Source organism: Streptomyces sp. PA03-3a (genome assembly GCF_033792735.1).
GTDB lineage: Bacteria > Actinomycetota > Actinomycetes > Streptomycetales > Streptomycetaceae > Actinacidiphila.
The window spans coordinates 22473-38653 of the sequence record NZ_JARAVM010000023.1 but is presented as its reverse complement, the minus strand read 5'-3'; the positions used below and the strand labels follow the sequence as shown (position 1 = coordinate 38653).

The window sequence follows — 16181 nt, the reverse complement described above, 5'->3', positions numbered from 1 at the left end:
CCGACTGTGCTGCTGGGGGAGTGTCAACTCACCTCGTTTTCGGGCACGTTCGCGGAAGCGGCGGGGAGGAGCGGGGGTGCGCCGGGTGGAGGGGACCGAAGTGGTGGGCGAGGGCCCAGCGGGCGACTCGGGCCCCCGCGAGGCAGCCCTCGGTGTCCGCCGTGCGGGTGTGGATGCCGGCCCAGACGCGCGCGTCGATCATGTCCTGGTTGAACCGAACGGCGTCGTCGTAGTGGCGTGTGGTGCCTGTGGCGTCGGAGGCGAAGGTGAGATCGAGACGGGTCGTGCCGAGGAGTCCCGCCAGGGTCTGGGCCACCGCGCCGGCGACCGCGGCGTGCCCGCTGATGTGGTCGGGGTGCGGTGGTGTCACGAGCAGCGGCTGCCACTGCGGATCCGGCTCGGTCGCCGGGTTGCCGTCGGCGCCGGCGAGCCGGACGGCGGTGATCGGCCGCCAGGAACCGTAGTGGAGCTTGGCGTCCCACGCCGTAATGACGGCGTCGGTCGCCGTGGCGTTCGCCGCGGCGAACAGCCGTGCCGTGTCGGCGATGTCCAGACGGTGGCGGGCGCTGTGGTCGCGGTACGCGGCCTGGAGCTGGACGGCCAGGTTGCCCCCGAAGAACAGGGCGGTCTCGGTCTGCCGCGCGGTGCGGAGCGAACCCGTCAACGCGCCCATGGTCCGCACCTCGTTCACGTCCCGGGCGTAGCGGGCGGAGGTGAGGGCGGGCGGCGGGCCGGGACGGAATCGGGAGGGGGAGGCGAGCAGCAGCGGGCGCAGCCGGGCGAGCCAGGTGTCGATGAAGGGCAGGTTCCCCGGCGGGGTGGGCCGCCAGACGCCGGGAGCCGGCGGAAGGGTGAAGTCCACGGTCGCGAACCGGCCGTCCCCTTCCCGCAGCCGGATGACGTGCTCGGCGGCGCGCGCCCCGAAGGCCACGCCCTGCCGTTCGGCGTCGCCGTCGGGGATCCTCGCCAGGGAGCCCGCGTACGCCGCGTCGAGCAGCGCCCGGGAGGCGGGGAAGTCGGAGAGCAGGACGTCGTGCGCGGCGGTCACGGCCGCCGCTTCCGGCGACGCGCCGGCGGGTCCGCGGGCGTGCCACTTGTAGGGCGCGTAGCGCCCCTCGATGCCGACCACGGCGTTGTAGACGGCGACCGAGACGAACCCGTGCCAGACGACCGCCTGTCCGGAGGGACGGGTCGCGCCGAGGTTGGTGCCGATGACGTCCGTGGCGATGGCGTTCCACTCACGGACGGCGGCCGGATCCGCCGCCGGCCGATGATCCCTGCCGGCGGCCTGCGCCGGGACGAGGGCGGCGGCCGAGAGCGCGGTGACGGCGAGGGCCACGGGCACGACCGTGCCGGTGAGCCGTCCGTACCACCGCGACAGCCGCCAGGAGGACGGAGCGGTCCTGTCCGCAGGACTCATGGGGAGACTCCTCGTCGACGTCGGGCCCGAGCCGGACCGGAGGGAATTCCCGCCCGGTTCGGGCCACATCGACGTTGTTCCTACCCATGGTCGGGCTGGGCCGCCTCCCGGTTGCCCGGGTGAGCGGCCGGTTCCCGCCGTCCGCCGCACAGGCGGTACCCGTTCCGGGACGACGGTCCCTCGTACGACCGGCCAGGCCGGTGCCCGCCATCCGGCGGGCGGCCGCTGCGACGGGCCGTCGGCTCGGGCCGGTCAGGGGATGGCGACCGGGGGCGGCGGCTGGAGGGGCCCCTGCAGCGGGTTCCAGACACCGCAGACCGGCAGGGCGCCGGCGGTGTTGCAGCGGTTCTCCGCCATGTCGCCGCGGAAGGTGACGACCTTCACCGACAGCTCCGCCGTCGAGGAGGCGCTCACGCTCGCGCCGCACACCCCGGTGACGGGGTATCCGGGGAGCCCGCTGAGGTCCTGCCAGGTGTACGTGCCGCCGCCCACCGGGGTGGTGTCGCGCTGCCCCACGAACGTCCGGCCGCGGACCACGGCGACGGAGTAGTCGCGGTTGCTCGCATTGGCCACGCCCGCCGAGTCGATGTCGCACCCCGAGAGCCTGCCGGGGCCGGGGAAGGGGGCCACGAAGGGCCCGCGGCCGGGGCCGAGGAGCGGAGCGGCGGGGTCGAGGACGGGACCGGCACCGGTTTCGACGATCGGGCTGGTACCGGGGCCCAGGAGAGGTCCGCGACCGGGGTCGAGGAGCGGGCCGGAACCGAGGAGGGGGCCCGAACCGAGGAGAGGCCCGGAACCGAGCAGCGGGCCGAGGCCGAGCCCGGGACCGCCACCGAGTCCGGGGTCGGTGCCGAGGTATCCGTCGGGGTACGGGTAGTCGTCGTACGGATCGGGCCACGGGAAGTCCGACGTCGATGCCGAGGGCGTGTCCGTGCCGTCCGCGCCCACGGCCTGAGCCGTCGTCAGGGAGCCCGCGGATATCGCGGTGGCGATCAGGGCCGCCGGCACCACCGTGCGCGCGAGTCGTCCGAACCGTCGAAGGGACCGCCCGCAGGGCGGCGGGGTCCTGTCTGCAGGACGCATGGAGACACTCCTCGTCGATCTCTGGCCGGCACCGAACCGGAGGGCTTCCGGCACGGCTGTGGCCCCTGTGGACGGGATCCGTACCCGCGCCCACCGGCGTCCGGCGCCAAGGTCATCCCAGTGGCGCAGCCCGTTCCCTCCCACCGGGCCGCACTCACCCGATCGACGCCCCGCGCCTCGACAGACCCTGACCCCCGTGAGCCGTACACCGCTGGCCAACGTTCGCGGGAGCGAGTGCTGCGCGGGCCTCAAGGTGCAGGCAAGACACCACTCATGACATACAGGTAGAAAACGGAAGAGGCCCGGACCGCCGGGCCCCGAACGGCGAAGAGGTGGCTGAGGTGGCGGAAGCCTCCACGGACGAGTCGGCCGGCGAGAAGTCCGTCGAAGAGGGGGGATACCGGCAGGAGCTGAAACGCACCCTGGGCTCCTTCCAGGTCTTCGCGATCTCGTTCGCGTTCATCTCCGTGGCCGTCGGCATCTTCTCCACCTACGACGACGTGCTGCAGAACGCCGGCCCCGTCGGCATCTGGCTGTGGATCCTCGTCGCGGTCGGGCAGTCCCTGGTGGCCCTGGTGGTCGCGCAGCTCGCGGGGCGCATCGCCCTCAGCGGCTCCTCGTACCAGTGGGCCTCACGGCTCGCCGACCCGAAGGTCGGCTGGGGGTTCGGCTGGCTGACGTTCTGCTACCTGGCGATCGCCGTGGTCGCCATCGACAACGCCCTCGCGAGCCAGGCCTTCATGCCGCTCGCCGGCATGCGGCCGGACGAGGACACGGCGCGCGTCATCACGCTCGTGGTGCTCTTGGTCCAGGCCGTGCTCGCCGTGGCCTCGACCCGTCTCGTCAGCCTCATCAACACCGCGGCGGTCGGCCTGGAGCTCGCGCTCGTCGTGATCATGGCGGTGGCCCTCGTCATCGCCGCGGCGGTCACGGGCAACGGCTCGGTCGGCAACCTCACCTCACGCGGCATCACCGAGGACGCCCCGCACTACTTCGCCGTCGGCGGCGGGCTCATGATCGCGATGATCATGGGCCTGGCCACCCTCGTCGGCTTCGACTCCGCCGCGAACCTCGCCGAGGAGGCCAAGAACCCCTACCGCAGCGTCCCCCGGGCGATCGTCGGCTCGGTCGTGGCCGCGGGACTGCTGGGCCTGCTCTTCCTGATCACGCTCACCGTCGCCATCGAGGACGTCCCCCGCATCAGCCGCGACGGCTCCCCGGTCGCCACGATCATGCGGGACCAGCTCGGGCAGGTGACGGAACGCATCCTGCTGATCGCGATCACCTTCGCCTTCTTCGGGGCGGGGATGGTGGTGATGGTCGCGTGCTCGCGGATCATCTTCGCGATGTCGCGCGACGGGCGCTTCCCCGCGCACCGGCTGATGCGCCGGGTCAACCCGCACACGCGGACCCCGATCCCGGCCACCGTGCTGATCTTCGCCATGGGCGTGATCCTGATGGTGGCGCTGCCGGGTGCCGCACTGCTGGAGCTCATCACGGCGTCGACGATCCTCCCGGCGCTCATCTACGGCTCGACGATCGTCCTCTACCTGGCGGTCCGCCGGCGCCTGGGCCGCCGCACGGGCGCCTTCGACCTGGGACGCCTCGAACTGCCGGTCGCCGTCGCCGCCCTGGTGTGGACGATCGTCGCACTCGTCGCCCTGGTGACGCCGGAGGAGGCGCTGGTGCCCCTGGTGATCGTGGTGGGACTGCTCGTCGTCGGCGGGCTGTTCTTCCTCGGCATGCTGATCTTCGACCGTCGGTGCCTGGAGGCCGAGCCCGGGGACGTGGACGTCTTCAAGCACTGAGCCGCCGCGGACGCGGCGCTCCGACGGGGACACCGGCCGAGCCGGCGGTCAGGCGACCCATCGGGTCGTGTCCGGCATCTGCTCTTGCCGGCGGAGTCGACCGGCGTAGTCGACCGGCGGGCGCCTCGGGTGCTCTGGGAGGCGGCTCAAACGCCCCCGCCGTGCTCGCGCACCGCGATCCGGGCCAGCTTCGTCAGCATCATGCCGTTGCGGATCGCGACGATGTAATCCACGGGGAGGCCGTGCATCCGGGTACCGGGGCCCCGGAGGGGGTGCCAGTCGAGGATGAAGAGGGTGTGCTCGCCCCACGGGACCAGGTTCACGGCGATGCGGGCCGCACCGAAGGGATCCGCCTTCGCCTCCAGTTCCAGGCGGCGTCCCGGTTCGCAGATGCGCACGACGCAGGTGTCGTCGAGGGTCAGAGGACCCGTGCCGACGCGGACCTTCAGCCGGGAGCCCACCTCCGGCCACTACGGGTCCGCGGCGAGGACCTGCTGGGTTCCTGTCACCCACTCCCCGTAGCGGCGGCCATCGCACAGCAGGCGCCAGACTTCGGTCGGCGAGCTCAGGATCAGACGGCGGTTCCGGGCCATGATCACGCTCCTGGAGGATGGCCGCCACGGCAGGGGCTCGGCAGCTGTGAGGCCCGGTGCGAGAACCCGGCTTCCAGGGTCAGGCCGACCGCGGGACGTGCACAGTCCGGCAGACCCAGACGGGTGAGCGGCCCTGTCCGGACCCGGCGTCCGTGGCCCCGCGAGGTGAGGCCGGGGGCCGCCGCCAGGGCACCGGCGGTCGGCCACTACGTCATCGTCAGGTCTCCGCACAGACCCGCGATGAGGGCGGGAGGTCAGAACCGCGGTTGGCTGGGGCGGGCGCCGACACGATCTTTGGTTACCTCCCCGGACCGGACCGGGACGCGACGCGATCGCGCCAACGCTCCACGGCGCCTGCTTACCCCCGTCAGGGGACGATGCCGGATTGGCGGCCGGCCGGGGCAGTGGCTGCTCCGTACGCTCGCTCAGCACCAACGACGCGATATCACCACTTACGGACGTTGCCTCGCCTGGACGCCTGCTTGGCGTAGCCCTCACCGGACACATCCGCTCGATACAGCAGCGGGGTTGAACAACAAGCCGAGGCGGAACGGCATCAGCATCCTCTGTGCCGCAGAGGCAATTTTCTTGCCCCACTGTCACATTGCCGGGCCCTATCGGTCTTAGGTTCGACCAGTCATCGGTCGACCCGCCAAGGAGCACACTGATGCAACCCGACACCATCGTCCTCGTCCACGGCTTTTGGGTGACGCCGCGGGCCTGGGAGAGCTGGATCGCCCACTACGAGAACAAGGGCTTCCGGGTCATCGCGCCGCCGTACCCCGGATTCGAGGTGGAGGTCGAGGCCCTCAACGCCGACCCGAGCCCGATCGAGACCGTGACCGTTCCGGCGATCATCTCCAGCCTGAAGAAGCTGATCGTGGGGCTGGACCGGCCGCCCATAGTGATGGGTCACTCTGCTGGCGGCCTTTTCACCCAGATCCTCTTGGACCGCGGCCTCGGTGCCGCCGGAGTGGTGATCAACTCCGCGCCTGCCGAGGGCGTACCGGTCGTACCGCTCTCCCAGATCCGGTCCCTCTTCCCCGTCCTGAAGAACCCGGCCAACCGGCACCGCGCCGTCGGACTGGACCTCGGCCAATGGCACTACGCCTTCGCGAACACGTTTCCCGACGACTACGCCCGCGCCACATATGAGCGCTACCACATCCCCGCACCAGGCAACATCGTATGGAGCGGCTCGCTGGCCAACCTTCACCCCGGCCACACCGAGACGTACGTGAACTTCCACAACGCCGACCGGGCGCCCCTACTGTTCCTCTCCGGCGAGTCCGACCATGTCATGCCACCGAAGGTCCAGATGTCCAACGCCAGGCACTACAAGGCGGAGGGCACCACCACCGAGGTCAAGGTGTTTCCTGGCCGCTCCCACCTGATGGCCGTCCAGGACGGCTGGCAGGAGATCGCCGACTACGCCCTCGAATGGGCACTCGCCCACTCCTGACACGGCAGCCACGGTCGCGGCTTCTGGCGCCTGGCACTTCGACCGCCTGCCCCACCTGGATCCCAACCGGGGCAGGCCATCGGCCAAGCTCGCGCCGACGCCCGCGGTGCTGGTCCGATCAAGGAAATGATCACTCGGCGGATCGGAGAAGAGGTCGCGTCATGTCTGCGGTCATCTAGCGGTGCCGGCTGGACCGCCGCGAGCAGCGGGAGCTCAATCGACGTTCGGGTGCCGGCCGCAGTCTTTGCAGTCTTCTGGACAGCTCTGCTGATCAGCGACCTGATCAAGCGCCGCAGGAAGCGCGCCTCGCACACACCTGACATCAACTTCTGACATCAACGGCTCCGGACGGCAACACATCAGCCCGACTGCAGCAGGGCCGGTTCCCTCACCCGGCACAGGTTCCTGCAGGTCGCTCCGACTCCGGCTCGAACTTGTACAGCGGTGCTCAGTCTCGTCGCAGTGAGCCCAACTTCGTGACGCGGCCAGCCATCAGGCTCAAGCCGGGTCGGGTCAGCCGTCGAACCAGACGACCAGGCGGACGCCCTCGTCGCCGTGCAGGTTCGCCGGCGTGCGCATCACCGACCAGACGGCGGCCCAGTCCCTGTCCGGCACGGCGTCCCTGCGGCGGAGGCGTCCGATGCGGAAGAGGCGGTCGCCGTCCGGCCACTCGGTGCCCTCGGCGTAGGTCCTGCCCGCGTGGTGGAGAGTCTGGTGGTCGGTGTGACCGGAGAGCTCGGCGAAGCGGGTGAGGCCGGAGTTCCGCCCGTGCGTCTCCCAGGTCCCGCCGGGGCTCCGGCGGTACTCGTGAACGCAGTCGTCGACCTCATGCACGATCTCGTCCCAGTCCGCGGCCTCCAGCTCCGCCCAGGTGATCCAGGACGCACCGGAGGCGTCCGAGCCCCAGCACTCGAAGTCGGCGAGAGTCTCCCGCGAAACGTCAGGAGGAAGGCCACGGTGATCGGCGAGTGGGTGGAAGGAGGTGGTGTCGCGGACACCGAACAGGGACCCGAAGGCAACGTAGGAACGCCCGTTGTAGAGGTGCGCGAGGTCGATGGCCCCGTGCCGGCTGCGGTCGTCCTCGTCCAGCCGGCGATCCCAGCGGCACTCGATGAACCCGTGTATGTCCGTCCCCATGACCGGCAATCGTTCTTGGTCGGGGCGAGGAGTGCGACGAGATTTCCGGTGTGTCGGCCAGCCCCGAGCGTTCCTGGCAGGCGCCCGGACGAATGCAGCTCGATGGCGTGGACGCCAAGATCCAGCTGTTTCCGCTGCTCGCCGTCGACCCCCTCGCAGCGCGGACCGCGACGTCTGGGCCGCCTGTGGGCCGTGCAAGGTCGGCCAGGGTTGACGGAAGGCACCTGAGAGTGACGGGAGCCTCACCCATCTGACCTGGGCGGGCTTATTTGATCTGCGACACTGGGTGAACCATGCCTGCACCCGGAGAACTCACATTCGTCGCGCCGCGCGGAGCCAAGAGGCCGCCGCGGCACCTTGCCGATCTTTCGCCCGAGGAGCGCCGGGAGGCGGTCGCGGAGCTGGGGGAGAAGCCGTTCCGCGCCAAGCAGCTGTCGCAGCACTACTTCGCACGGTACGCCGATGACCCCGCCGCCTGGACGGACATCCCGGCGGCGGCGCGGGGGAAGCTCGCCGAGGGGCTGCTGCCGGACCTGATGTCCGTGGTGAGGCACAGCAGCACCGACAACGACACCACCCGCAAGACGCTGTGGCGGCTGTTCGACGGGACGCTCGTCGAGTCGGTGCTGATGCGCTACCCGGACCGTGTGACGATGTGCATCAGCTCGCAGGCGGGCTGCGGCATGAACTGCCCGTTCTGCGCCACCGGCCAGGCCGGTCTGGACCGGAACCTGTCGACCGGGGAGATCGTGCACCAGATCGTGGCGGGCATGCGCTCGCTGCGGGACGGGGAGATCCCGGGCGGACCGGCGCGGCTGTCGAACATCGTGTTCATGGGCATGGGCGAGCCGCTCGCGAACTACAAGCGCGTCATCGGCGCCATCCGCCGGCTCACCGACCCGGAGCCGGACGGGCTGGGGCTGTCCCAGCGCGGCATCACGGTGTCGACGGTGGGCCTGGTCCCGGCGATGCTGCGCTTCGCCGACGAGGGCTTCAAGTGCCGGCTCGCGGTGTCGCTGCACGCGCCCGACGACGAACTGCGCGACACCCTGGTGCCGGTGAACACCCGCTGGAAAGTGCGCGAGGTGCTGGACGCCGCGTGGCACTACGCGGACGTGTCGGGGCGCCGGGTCTCGATCGAGTACGCGCTGATCCGGGACATCAACGACCAGGGATGGCGGGCCGACCTGCTGGGCCGGCTGCTCAAGGGCCGCCGCGTGCACGTCAACCTGATCCCGCTCAACCCGACCCCCGGCTCGAAGTGGACGGCCTCGCGGCCCGAGGACGAGCGGGCGTTCGTGGCGGCGCTGGAGGCGCACGGCGTCCCGGTGACCGTCCGGGACACCCGGGGGCAGGAGATCGACGGCGCCTGCGGTCAGCTGGCGGCTTCCGAGCGCTGACCAGCGCTTGCTAAGGTGACGGTCGTTTGCGGCCGTTCGCCGCGACGTCACGCACATCACACAAAAGAACATCCGACAGGGGAGCGCGGAAAGCGCTGAGAGTGCGGCACGGCCGCAGACCCTCGGACCTGATCCGGGTCATACCGGCGTAGGGAGTCACCACATGAGCACCACTCGTCGGCGTGCGGCCGGCACCGTACTGGCCGTCGCGATCGGCGCGACCGCGCTCGCCGCCTGCGGCAGCGACGGCGGGGACGCCGCCGAGGGCGGCACCCCCTCCAAGACCGTCACCCTGGTCAGCCACGACTCCTTCGCCGCGTCGAAGGACGTGCTGAAGGCGTTCACGAAGCAGACCGGCTACACCGTCAAGGTGCTGCGCGGCGGCGACGCCGGCGCCGCCCTCAACCAGGCCGTGCTGTCCAAGGGCAACCCGCAGGGCGACGTCTTCTTCGGCGTCGACAACACCCTGCTGTCCCGGGCCCTCGACAACGACCTGTTCGAGCCGTACGAGGCCAAGGACCTCGACAAGGTGCCCGCCGCGCTGCAGCCGGACGCCGCGAAGCACCGCGTCACCCCGATCGACTTCGGCGACGTCTGCGTCAACTACGACCGGAAGTACTTCACCGAGCACAACCTCCCGGTGCCGGAGAGCCTCGAAGACCTCGTCAAGCCCGCGTACAAGGACCTGCTGGTCACCGAGAACGCCGCCACCTCCTCCCCGGGGCTCGCCTTCCTCCTCGCCACCACCGCGAAGTACGGCGACGCGGGCTGGGAGGAGTACTGGAAGAAGCTCAAGGCGAACGGCGTCCAGGTCGTCGACGGCTGGGAGCAGGCGTACTACGACAACTTCTCCGGCGCCGGTGGCGGCAAGGGCGACAGGCCGCTGGTCGTCTCGTACGCCTCCAGCCCGCCCGCCGAGGTGCTCGGGCTGAAGACGCAGCCCGAGCAGGGGCCGACCGGTGTCGCGACCGGCACCTGCTTCCGGCAGGTGGAGTTCGCCGGCCTGCTGAAGGGCGCGAAGAACCCCGAGGGCGGCAAGGCGCTCGTCGACTTCCTGCTGAGCCGCGCCTTCCAGGAGGACATGCCGCTCAACATGTTCGTCAACCCCGTCCGTGACGACGCGAAGCTGCCCGAGGTCTTCACCAAGTACGCGCCGGTCGTCGCCGACCCGGCCACCGTCGCCCCGGAGAAGATCGCCGAGAACCGGGAGCAGTGGGTCAAGTCGTGGTCCTCGCTCGTGCTGAAGTAACGAAGACCGCCGGGGGCGGGCGCGCCCGGGCGGCGGGCGTCCGGCCGCTCGCCGTACGGCTCGGCCTGATGGCCGTGCCGGTCGCCTTCTTCGGGCTGTTCTTCGGGTACCCGGTCGCCGCCATCGTCGCCCGCGGGCTCCGCGAGGGCGGGCGGTGGCGGCTCGGCCGGTTCGCGGACGTCCTGGGCGAGCCCGACGTCCTGCACGTGCTGTGGTTCACCTGTTGGCAGGCGGCCGCCTCCACCGCGCTCACCCTGGCGATCGCGCTGCCCGGCGCGTACGTCTTCGCGCGCTTCGACTTCCCCGGCAAGCAGGTGCTGCGCGCGGTGGTGACCGTGCCCTTCGTGCTCCCGACGGTGGTCGTCGGCTCGGCCTTCCTCGCGCTGCTGGGGCGTGGCGGGCTCCTCGACGAACTGTGGGGGGTGCGCCTGGACACCACGGTCTGGGCGATCCTCCTGGCGCACGTCTTCTTCAACTACGCCGTGGTCGTACGCACCGTGGGCGGGCTGTGGGCGCAGCTCGACCCCCGCCAGGAGGAGGCCGCGCGGGTCCTGGGCGCGGGACGGCTCGCGGCCTGGCGCAGGGTGACGCTGCCCGCCCTCGCGCCCGCGGTCGCCGCGGCCGCGCTGATGGTCTTCCTCTTCACCTTCACGTCCTTCGGCGTGATCCAGATCCTCGGCGGCCCCACCTTCTCCACCCTGGAGGTGGAGATCTACCGCGAGACCGCGCAGTTGCTGGACCTGCCGACGGCGGCCGTGCTGACGACCGTCCAGTTCGCCGCCGTCGCGGCGATCCTCGCCGTGCACGCCTGGACGGTACGGCGCAGGGAGAGCGCGCTGCGGCTGGTGGACCCGGCCCGCACCGCGCGGCGGCCGCGCGGCGCCGGCGAGTGGGGGCTGCTGGCGGGCGTGCTCGGCGTCGCAGCGCTGCTGATCCTGCTGCCGCTGGGCGTGCTGGCCGAGCGCTCGCTGCACGGACCCGACGGCTACGGCATCGGCTACTACCGGGCGCTGGGCTCGGTGGCCGGCAGCGGCGGGACCTTCCTGGTGGCGCCGGTCGCCGCGGTCTGGAACTCGCTCCAGTACGCGGCCGCCGCCACCGCGATCGCGCTGGTCGTCGGCGGGCTGGCCGCGGCCGCCCTCACCCGGCGCGCCGGGCGCCTCGTGCGGGGCTTCGACGCCCTGCTGATGCTGCCGCTCGGCACCTCGGCGGTGACCATCGGCTTCGGCTTCCTCATCACCCTCGACGAGCCGCCGCTGGACCTGCGCTCCTCGTGGATCCTGGTGCCGCTCGCCCAGGCACTGGTCGGGGTGCCCTTCGTGGTGCGCACCATGCTGCCCGTGCTCCGCGCCGTGGACGACCGGCTGCGCGAGGCGGCGGCGGTGCTCGGCGCCTCCCCTCTGCGGGTGTGGCGCGAGGTCGACCTCCCGCTGGTGCGGCGGGCGCTGCTCGTGGCGGCGGGCTTCGCCTTCGCCGTGTCCCTGGGAGAGTTCGGCGCCACCGTCTTCATCGCCCGCCCCGACAACCCCACCCTCCCGGTCGCGGTCGCCCGCTTCCTCGGGCGGGCCGGGGATCTCAACCACGGCCAGGCGATGGCGCTCAGCACCGTGCTGATGCTGGTGTGCGCGGGTGCGCTGCTGGCGCTGGAACGTATCCGCATCGACAGGTCGGGGGAGTTCTGATGACCCTGCTGCGACTGGACGGCGCCACGGTGCGCTTCGGCGGCCACACCGCCCTGGACGGCGTGGGCATGGAGGTCTCCGAGCACGAGACGGTCTGCGTGCTCGGGCCCAGCGGCAGCGGGAAGTCCACGCTGCTGCGGGTCGTCGCCGGGCTGCAGCGGCTGGACTCCGGGCGCGTGCTGCTGGCCGGCCGCGACCAGACGGGAGTTCCCGCGCACCGGCGCGGTGTGGGCCTGATGTTCCAGGACCACCAGCTCTTCCCGCAGCGCGACGTCGCCGGGAACGTCGACTTCGGTCTGCGCATGCGCGGCGCCGCCCGTGCCGAACGCGAGCGCACCGTCGCGGAGTTGCTGGACCTCGTCGGGCTGCCCGGCGCGCAGCGGCGCGCGGTCGCGTCCCTGTCCGGCGGTGAGCAGCAGCGGGTCGCCCTGGCCCGGGCCCTGGCGCCGGGGCCGCGGCTGCTCATGCTCGACGAGCCGCTGGGTCAGCTCGACCGGGGCCTGCGCGAGCGCCTGGTGGTCGAGCTGCGCGGGCTCTTCCGGCGGCTGGGCACGACGGTGCTGGCCGTCACGCACGACCAGAGCGAGGCCTTCGCGCTGGCCGACCGGGTCGTCGTCATGCGCGAGGGCCGTGTCGAGCAGGCCGGTACCCCGCTGGAGGTGTGGCAGCGGCCCGCCTCCGAGTTCGTCGCGCGCTTCCTCGGCTTCGACAACGTGGTGGCCGCCACCGTCACCGGCGAGGCCGCCGACACCGCCTGGGGCAAGGTCCCCGTCCCCGCGGGCTCGCCGCAGGGCCCCGGGCGGTTGCTCGTCCGGCCCGCCGGCGTACGGCTCGTCCGCGCCTCCGACGGGTTGCGCTGCGACGTGCTCGCGCGCACCTTCCGCGGCGACCGGGTCACCCTGCTGCTCCGCCCCGAAGAAGGCCCGCGGCTGGAGGCGGGCTGCGCCCTGCGCGACGCCCCCGCGGAGGGCGACACGGTCGGCGTTTCGTTCAGCGCGGAAGAGGTCGTGGTCCTGGGCGGGTAGGCCCCGTTGAGTACCAGGGCCTCAGGGAGGGCGGCGGTGCCGATGGGTGGGCGCGGGCGGGCTGTTCGGCTGTCCCGCCGCTTTGCGCCCGAAGGGCGCGAGACGGCGCGACAGCCAAAGCGCGGCCTAACCCCGCGTCAGGCGCGCCAGTGCCTCGGGGGCGTCCTCGACGGAGTCGACGAGCGCGATGCGCGATTCCATGGAGCGGCCTTCGGCCAGCGCCTGGAGAAGGGGCCAGGCCGGGAGGTGTCGGGTCCAGTGGTCGCGGTCGACCAGCACCATGGGGCGCGGGGTGCCGTGGGACTCGTAGTAGTTCGGCGTGGTGTTGTCGAAGACCTCCTGCACGGTGCCCGCGGCGCCCGGCAGGAAGACGACCCCGGCGGTGCACCGGGCCAGCAGCCCGTCCTCGCGGGTGGCATTGGCGAAGTACTTGGCGATGTGCGCGGCGAAGGCGTTCGGCGGCTCGTGCCCGTAGAACCACGTCGGCACACCGATGGAGGCGCCGCCGCCGGGCCGGCGGTCGCGGACGTCGAAGGCGGCGCGCGCCCAGTCCGTGATGGAAGGGCGGAAGGAAGGGACCTTGGCCACCGTCTCCAAGGCCTCGGCGAGCATCGCGTCGTCGAAGGGCGCCGCGTAGGCGCCGAGGTTGGCCGCCTCCATGGCGCCCGGTCCGCCGCCCGTGGCAACGGTCAGGCCCGCGCGCGTCAGCGCCCGGCCGAGGCGGGCGGCGCCCGCGTACGCGTCGGTGCCGCGCTCCATGGCGTGACCGCCCATGACGCCCACGACGCGGGCGTCCGCGACGAGTTCGTCGAAGGCGTCGGAGACCGCGTCGTCGTGGATGCTGCGGAGCATCGACGCGTAGATGTCGCCGCTGCCCCGGGTGCGCAGGAACCACTGGTAGGCGCGGGCGTCCGGCGTCGCCTCGTAGCCGTCGTCGACGAGGCCCTCGTACAGCGCGTCGGGGCCGTAGAGCGAGCCCCGGTACGGGTCGAAGGGCAGGTCGGGCACCGGAGGGAAGACCATGGCGCCGCCGGCGCGGACGTGGGCGGCCGCCTCCGGCTGCATGGGGCAGCCCAGGAAGACGGCCTCGGCGATGTCGGCGGACATCAGGGCGGGCGTACGGGTCGTCAGGTCGACCGACTGGACGCGGTGACCGCGCAGCGAGCCCGACGCGGCGACGCGGTCGAACTCTTCGAGGGTCTCTATCTCGTGATCGTTCGGATCGTTCGGCGACAGCACGCCCGTCACCCTAGCGCCCGCGGCGGGGGCCGCCGCCGCGGGGCTCCGCACGGCGCTACGGCAGCGGCAGGGTGCCCAGGTGGGCGACGAGCAGGGTCAGTGGCAGCACCACGGCGAGGACCGCGAGGGCCCGCACGGCGGCCGCGTTGCGCAGCAGGGCGGCGGGTGCGCCGAGCCGGGTGAGGGCGGCGGTGGCGGGACGGCGGGCGCGCTTGGCGTCCACCGTCGCGGTCAGGGCGGTCGCGACCGCCGACAGGACGACCAGGAAGGCACCCAGCGCGGTGAGCGGCCCGACGGGGTGCGCCGCGGCGCCGAGCCGGCCGGTGCCGGCGAGGGCGGTGGCGGCCACCGCGCACAAGGCGCCCAGCGGGCGGCCCACGAGCGCCGCCTCCTCCTGGAGGGCCCGCCCCGCCAGGAGCCGCAGGGCACCGGGCCGGTACGCAGCCAGCAGCCGTCCGCACAGGTGGACCAGGCCCGGCATGGCCAGCACCATGCCGATGGCCGTCAGCAGCCAGCCGCCGACGACGGCCGGGGCGACGTGACCGAGGCCGCCGGGCAGCGGGAGCGTGCCCCCGGACGCCGGGGCGCCGGCGTCCCCGGCCGAGGAGATCTGTACGGCCAGGCCGATCGCCACGAGAGCCACGCCCCACGGCAGGCCCGAAGGAGTGCGGCCCTCGCGGCCGGTGGGCTCCTCCTGGCGGGACCGCCGCGGCCGCAATACGACCGCGGCCGCGACCGCCGCTACCAGCGGCAGTGTGGCCGACAGCGTCAGCGCGCCCGCGAACGGGAGCTCCCGGTCCGCGCCCAGTGCCTCGGCGGCACCGGTGAGGTGCGGGCCGGGCAGGTCACCGCGGAGGAAGAGGAAGCCCAGGAGCGCGATCAGGACGCCCAGGCCGCAGTTGAGGGCGGAGCTCGCCGCGGCCAGCAGGGGCAGCCCGTGCCGTCCGAGCCCGGCGGCGGCCAGGCCCGCGTGCAGCCGTCCGCTCGGCTCCGTACGGGCCACGAGCACCGACAGGTGGACGGTGGCGGCGAACGGCGCCGCGCACCACAGCAGCGGGACCAGGCCGTCCGGTGCGGGCGCGGGGTGCGCGAGGGCGTGACCGAGAACGGCGAGCAGCAGGAACCCGGTGCCCGCGGCCGCCGCGACGACCAGCAGCCGGCGCAGCAGCACCTCCGGCCGGGAGCCGAGGGCTACACGGAGGCTGAGCACGAGTCGGCGTCCTCCCGCTCCTGTTGGGGCATGCCGGCCGTGAAGCGGCCGTCGACGAGGGTGACCACCCGGTCGGCGAGGGAGACGACCTCGGGCTCGTTGGACGCCAGCACCACGGTGATGCCGTGCGAGCGGGCGGCGCTGGTCAGTATCCGCAGCACCTGGGCGCGGTCCGCGCGGTGCAGCGGGGCGGTCGGTTCGTCGGCGAAGACCACCGACGGCCGGTTGACCAGGGCGCGGGCGATCGCCACCCGCTGCCGCTCGGCCTGCAGCAGCCTGCCGGGCCGTTTGCGGGCGGCCCCGCCGATGTCCAGCCGGTCCAGCCACTCCTGCGCGTCCGCGCGGGCCGTGCGGTATGGGACACCGCACAACAGGAGCGGCAGCGCGGCGTTCTCCCGGACGGTCAGTTCGGGGAGCAGCTGCGGGCTGCTGTCGATCCAGCCGAAGCACTCACGGCGCAGCCGCTCGCGGGCGGTCGCGCCGAGGGTGTGCACAGGGGAGCTGTTGAACCACACCTCGCCCTGCTCGGGGAGCAGTTCGCCGGACAGACAGCGCAGCAGGGTGGTCTTCCCCGCGCCGTGCGGGCCGAGGACGCCGAGGATCTCGCCCTCACGCACGCCGAGGGACACGCCGAGCAGAGCGGGTGAGCGGTCGTGCGCGTGGCGCAGGCCGCGGGCCCACAGCACGTCGTTGTCGGGTGGGTTCACGTTGGCCTCTAACGAACGCGGGGAGTCCGGGTCACTGCGGCACCGTACGCGCCGCACGGCCCCCACCCGGGGTCACCGGGGCGTGTCCCGCGCCCGCGCCCACCCGTGCGGCGTACGCCGCGGCCCCTGACGGCGTCCCGCCCGCGCGGACGCCGACGGGCCGGGG

12 protein-coding genes, 1 pseudogene and 1 riboswitch are annotated in these 16181 nt (G+C 72.7%); of the genes and pseudogenes, 6 read left to right on the top strand and 7 right to left on the bottom strand.

What is annotated here, in order from left to right:
- Positions 1–28 precede the first annotated feature (28 nt).
- Positions 29–1420 carry a vanadium-dependent haloperoxidase gene (locus tag PV342_RS25870; protein ID WP_400802441.1) on the bottom strand — a complete coding sequence of 464 codons (1392 nt, stop codon included), beginning with the start codon at positions 1418–1420 and terminating at the stop codon, positions 29–31.
- Positions 1421–1672: 252 nt separating this feature from the next.
- Complete coding sequence (locus tag PV342_RS25865; RefSeq protein ID WP_500318787.1) at positions 1673–2503, bottom strand: hypothetical protein; 831 nt, start codon at positions 2501–2503, stop codon at positions 1673–1675.
- Positions 2504–2844: 341 nt separating this feature from the next.
- Between PV342_RS25865 and PV342_RS25860 the strand changes: the two genes are divergently transcribed.
- Positions 2845–4311: an APC family permease gene (locus PV342_RS25860; RefSeq protein ID WP_500318786.1), complete on the top strand. Its 1467-nt coding sequence runs from the start codon at positions 2845–2847 to the stop codon at positions 4309–4311.
- Between the two features lie 146 nt (positions 4312–4457).
- Here the strand turns inward: PV342_RS25860 and PV342_RS25855 are convergent.
- Positions 4458–4904, bottom strand: a pseudogene (locus PV342_RS25855) (SRPBCC family protein).
- Between the two features lie 667 nt (positions 4905–5571).
- On the opposite strand from PV342_RS25855, the gene PV342_RS25850 reads away from it, so the two are divergent.
- Positions 5572–6366, top strand: a complete 795-nt coding sequence (locus tag PV342_RS25850; RefSeq protein WP_400802449.1) for an alpha/beta hydrolase — start codon at positions 5572–5574, stop codon at positions 6364–6366.
- Between the two features lie 513 nt (positions 6367–6879).
- Here PV342_RS25850 and PV342_RS25845 read toward each other — a convergent pair.
- Complete coding sequence (locus PV342_RS25845; RefSeq protein ID WP_500318785.1) at positions 6880–7503, bottom strand: hypothetical protein; 624 nt, start codon at positions 7501–7503, stop codon at positions 6880–6882.
- 293 nt (positions 7504–7796) lie between these two features.
- Between PV342_RS25845 and rlmN the strand changes: the two genes are divergently transcribed.
- From rlmN to PV342_RS25825, 4 genes are all read left to right on the top strand, one after another.
- A complete protein-coding gene (rlmN, locus tag PV342_RS25840) occupies positions 7797–8903 on the top strand; it encodes a dual-specificity RNA methyltransferase RlmN (RefSeq protein WP_018561735.1) in 1107 nt (368 codons plus the stop codon).
- A 67-nt stretch (positions 8904–8970) separates the two neighbouring features.
- Positions 8971–9075, top strand: a riboswitch (TPP riboswitch).
- The gene (locus tag PV342_RS25835; RefSeq protein WP_500318784.1) at positions 9067–10152 is read left to right on the top strand and encodes a thiamine ABC transporter substrate-binding protein; all 1086 of its coding nucleotides are present in this window, start codon (positions 9067–9069) and stop codon (positions 10150–10152) included. Its footprint overlaps the riboswitch before it by 9 nt.
- A gap of 68 nt (positions 10153–10220) precedes the next feature.
- A complete protein-coding gene (locus PV342_RS25830; RefSeq protein ID WP_500318843.1) occupies positions 10221–11834 on the top strand; it encodes an ABC transporter permease in 1614 nt (537 codons plus the stop codon).
- Complete coding sequence (locus tag PV342_RS25825; RefSeq protein ID WP_386994658.1) at positions 11834–12859, top strand: ABC transporter ATP-binding protein; 1026 nt, start codon at positions 11834–11836, stop codon at positions 12857–12859. Before PV342_RS25830 ends, PV342_RS25825 begins: the two co-directional genes overlap by 1 nt.
- Before the next feature lie 126 nt (positions 12860–12985).
- Here the strand turns inward: PV342_RS25825 and PV342_RS25820 are convergent, their stop codons facing one another.
- Genes PV342_RS25820 through PV342_RS25810 form a run of 3 tightly spaced genes read right to left on the bottom strand, consistent with a single transcriptional unit; the run spans position 12986 to position 16015 of the window.
- Positions 12986–14107: an LOG family protein gene (locus PV342_RS25820; RefSeq protein WP_500318841.1), complete on the bottom strand. Its 1122-nt coding sequence runs from the start codon at positions 14105–14107 to the stop codon at positions 12986–12988.
- A gap of 46 nt (positions 14108–14153) precedes the next feature.
- Complete coding sequence (locus tag PV342_RS25815; protein ID WP_391579017.1) at positions 14154–15308, bottom strand: hypothetical protein; 1155 nt, start codon at positions 15306–15308, stop codon at positions 14154–14156.
- Positions 15290–16015, bottom strand: a complete 726-nt coding sequence (locus PV342_RS25810; protein WP_400802456.1) for an ABC transporter ATP-binding protein — start codon at positions 16013–16015, stop codon at positions 15290–15292. Before PV342_RS25810 ends, PV342_RS25815 begins: the two co-directional genes overlap by 19 nt.
- Positions 16016–16181 lie beyond the last annotated feature (166 nt).

What these genes read in the sequence shown, in the direction of transcription:
- PV342_RS25835 (WP_500318784.1), top strand. Translation starts at nt 9,067, where the DNA reads ATGAGCACCACTCGTCGGCGTGCGGCCGGCACCGTACTGGCCGTCGCG.
- PV342_RS25865 (WP_500318787.1), bottom strand. Translation starts at nt 2,503, where the DNA reads ATGCGTCCTGCAGACAGGACCCCGCCGCCCTGCGGGCGGTCCCTTCGA.
- PV342_RS25870 (WP_400802441.1), bottom strand. Translation starts at nt 1,420, where the DNA reads ATGAGTCCTGCGGACAGGACCGCTCCGTCCTCCTGGCGGCTGTCGCGG.
- rlmN (WP_018561735.1), top strand. Translation starts at nt 7,797, where the DNA reads ATGCCTGCACCCGGAGAACTCACATTCGTCGCGCCGCGCGGAGCCAAG.
- PV342_RS25850 (WP_400802449.1), top strand. Translation starts at nt 5,572, where the DNA reads ATGCAACCCGACACCATCGTCCTCGTCCACGGCTTTTGGGTGACGCCG.
- PV342_RS25845 (WP_500318785.1), bottom strand. Translation starts at nt 7,503, where the DNA reads ATGGGGACGGACATACACGGGTTCATCGAGTGCCGCTGGGATCGCCGG.
- PV342_RS25830 (WP_500318843.1), top strand. Translation starts at nt 10,221, where the DNA reads ATGGCCGTGCCGGTCGCCTTCTTCGGGCTGTTCTTCGGGTACCCGGTC.
- PV342_RS25825 (WP_386994658.1), top strand. Translation starts at nt 11,834, where the DNA reads ATGACCCTGCTGCGACTGGACGGCGCCACGGTGCGCTTCGGCGGCCAC.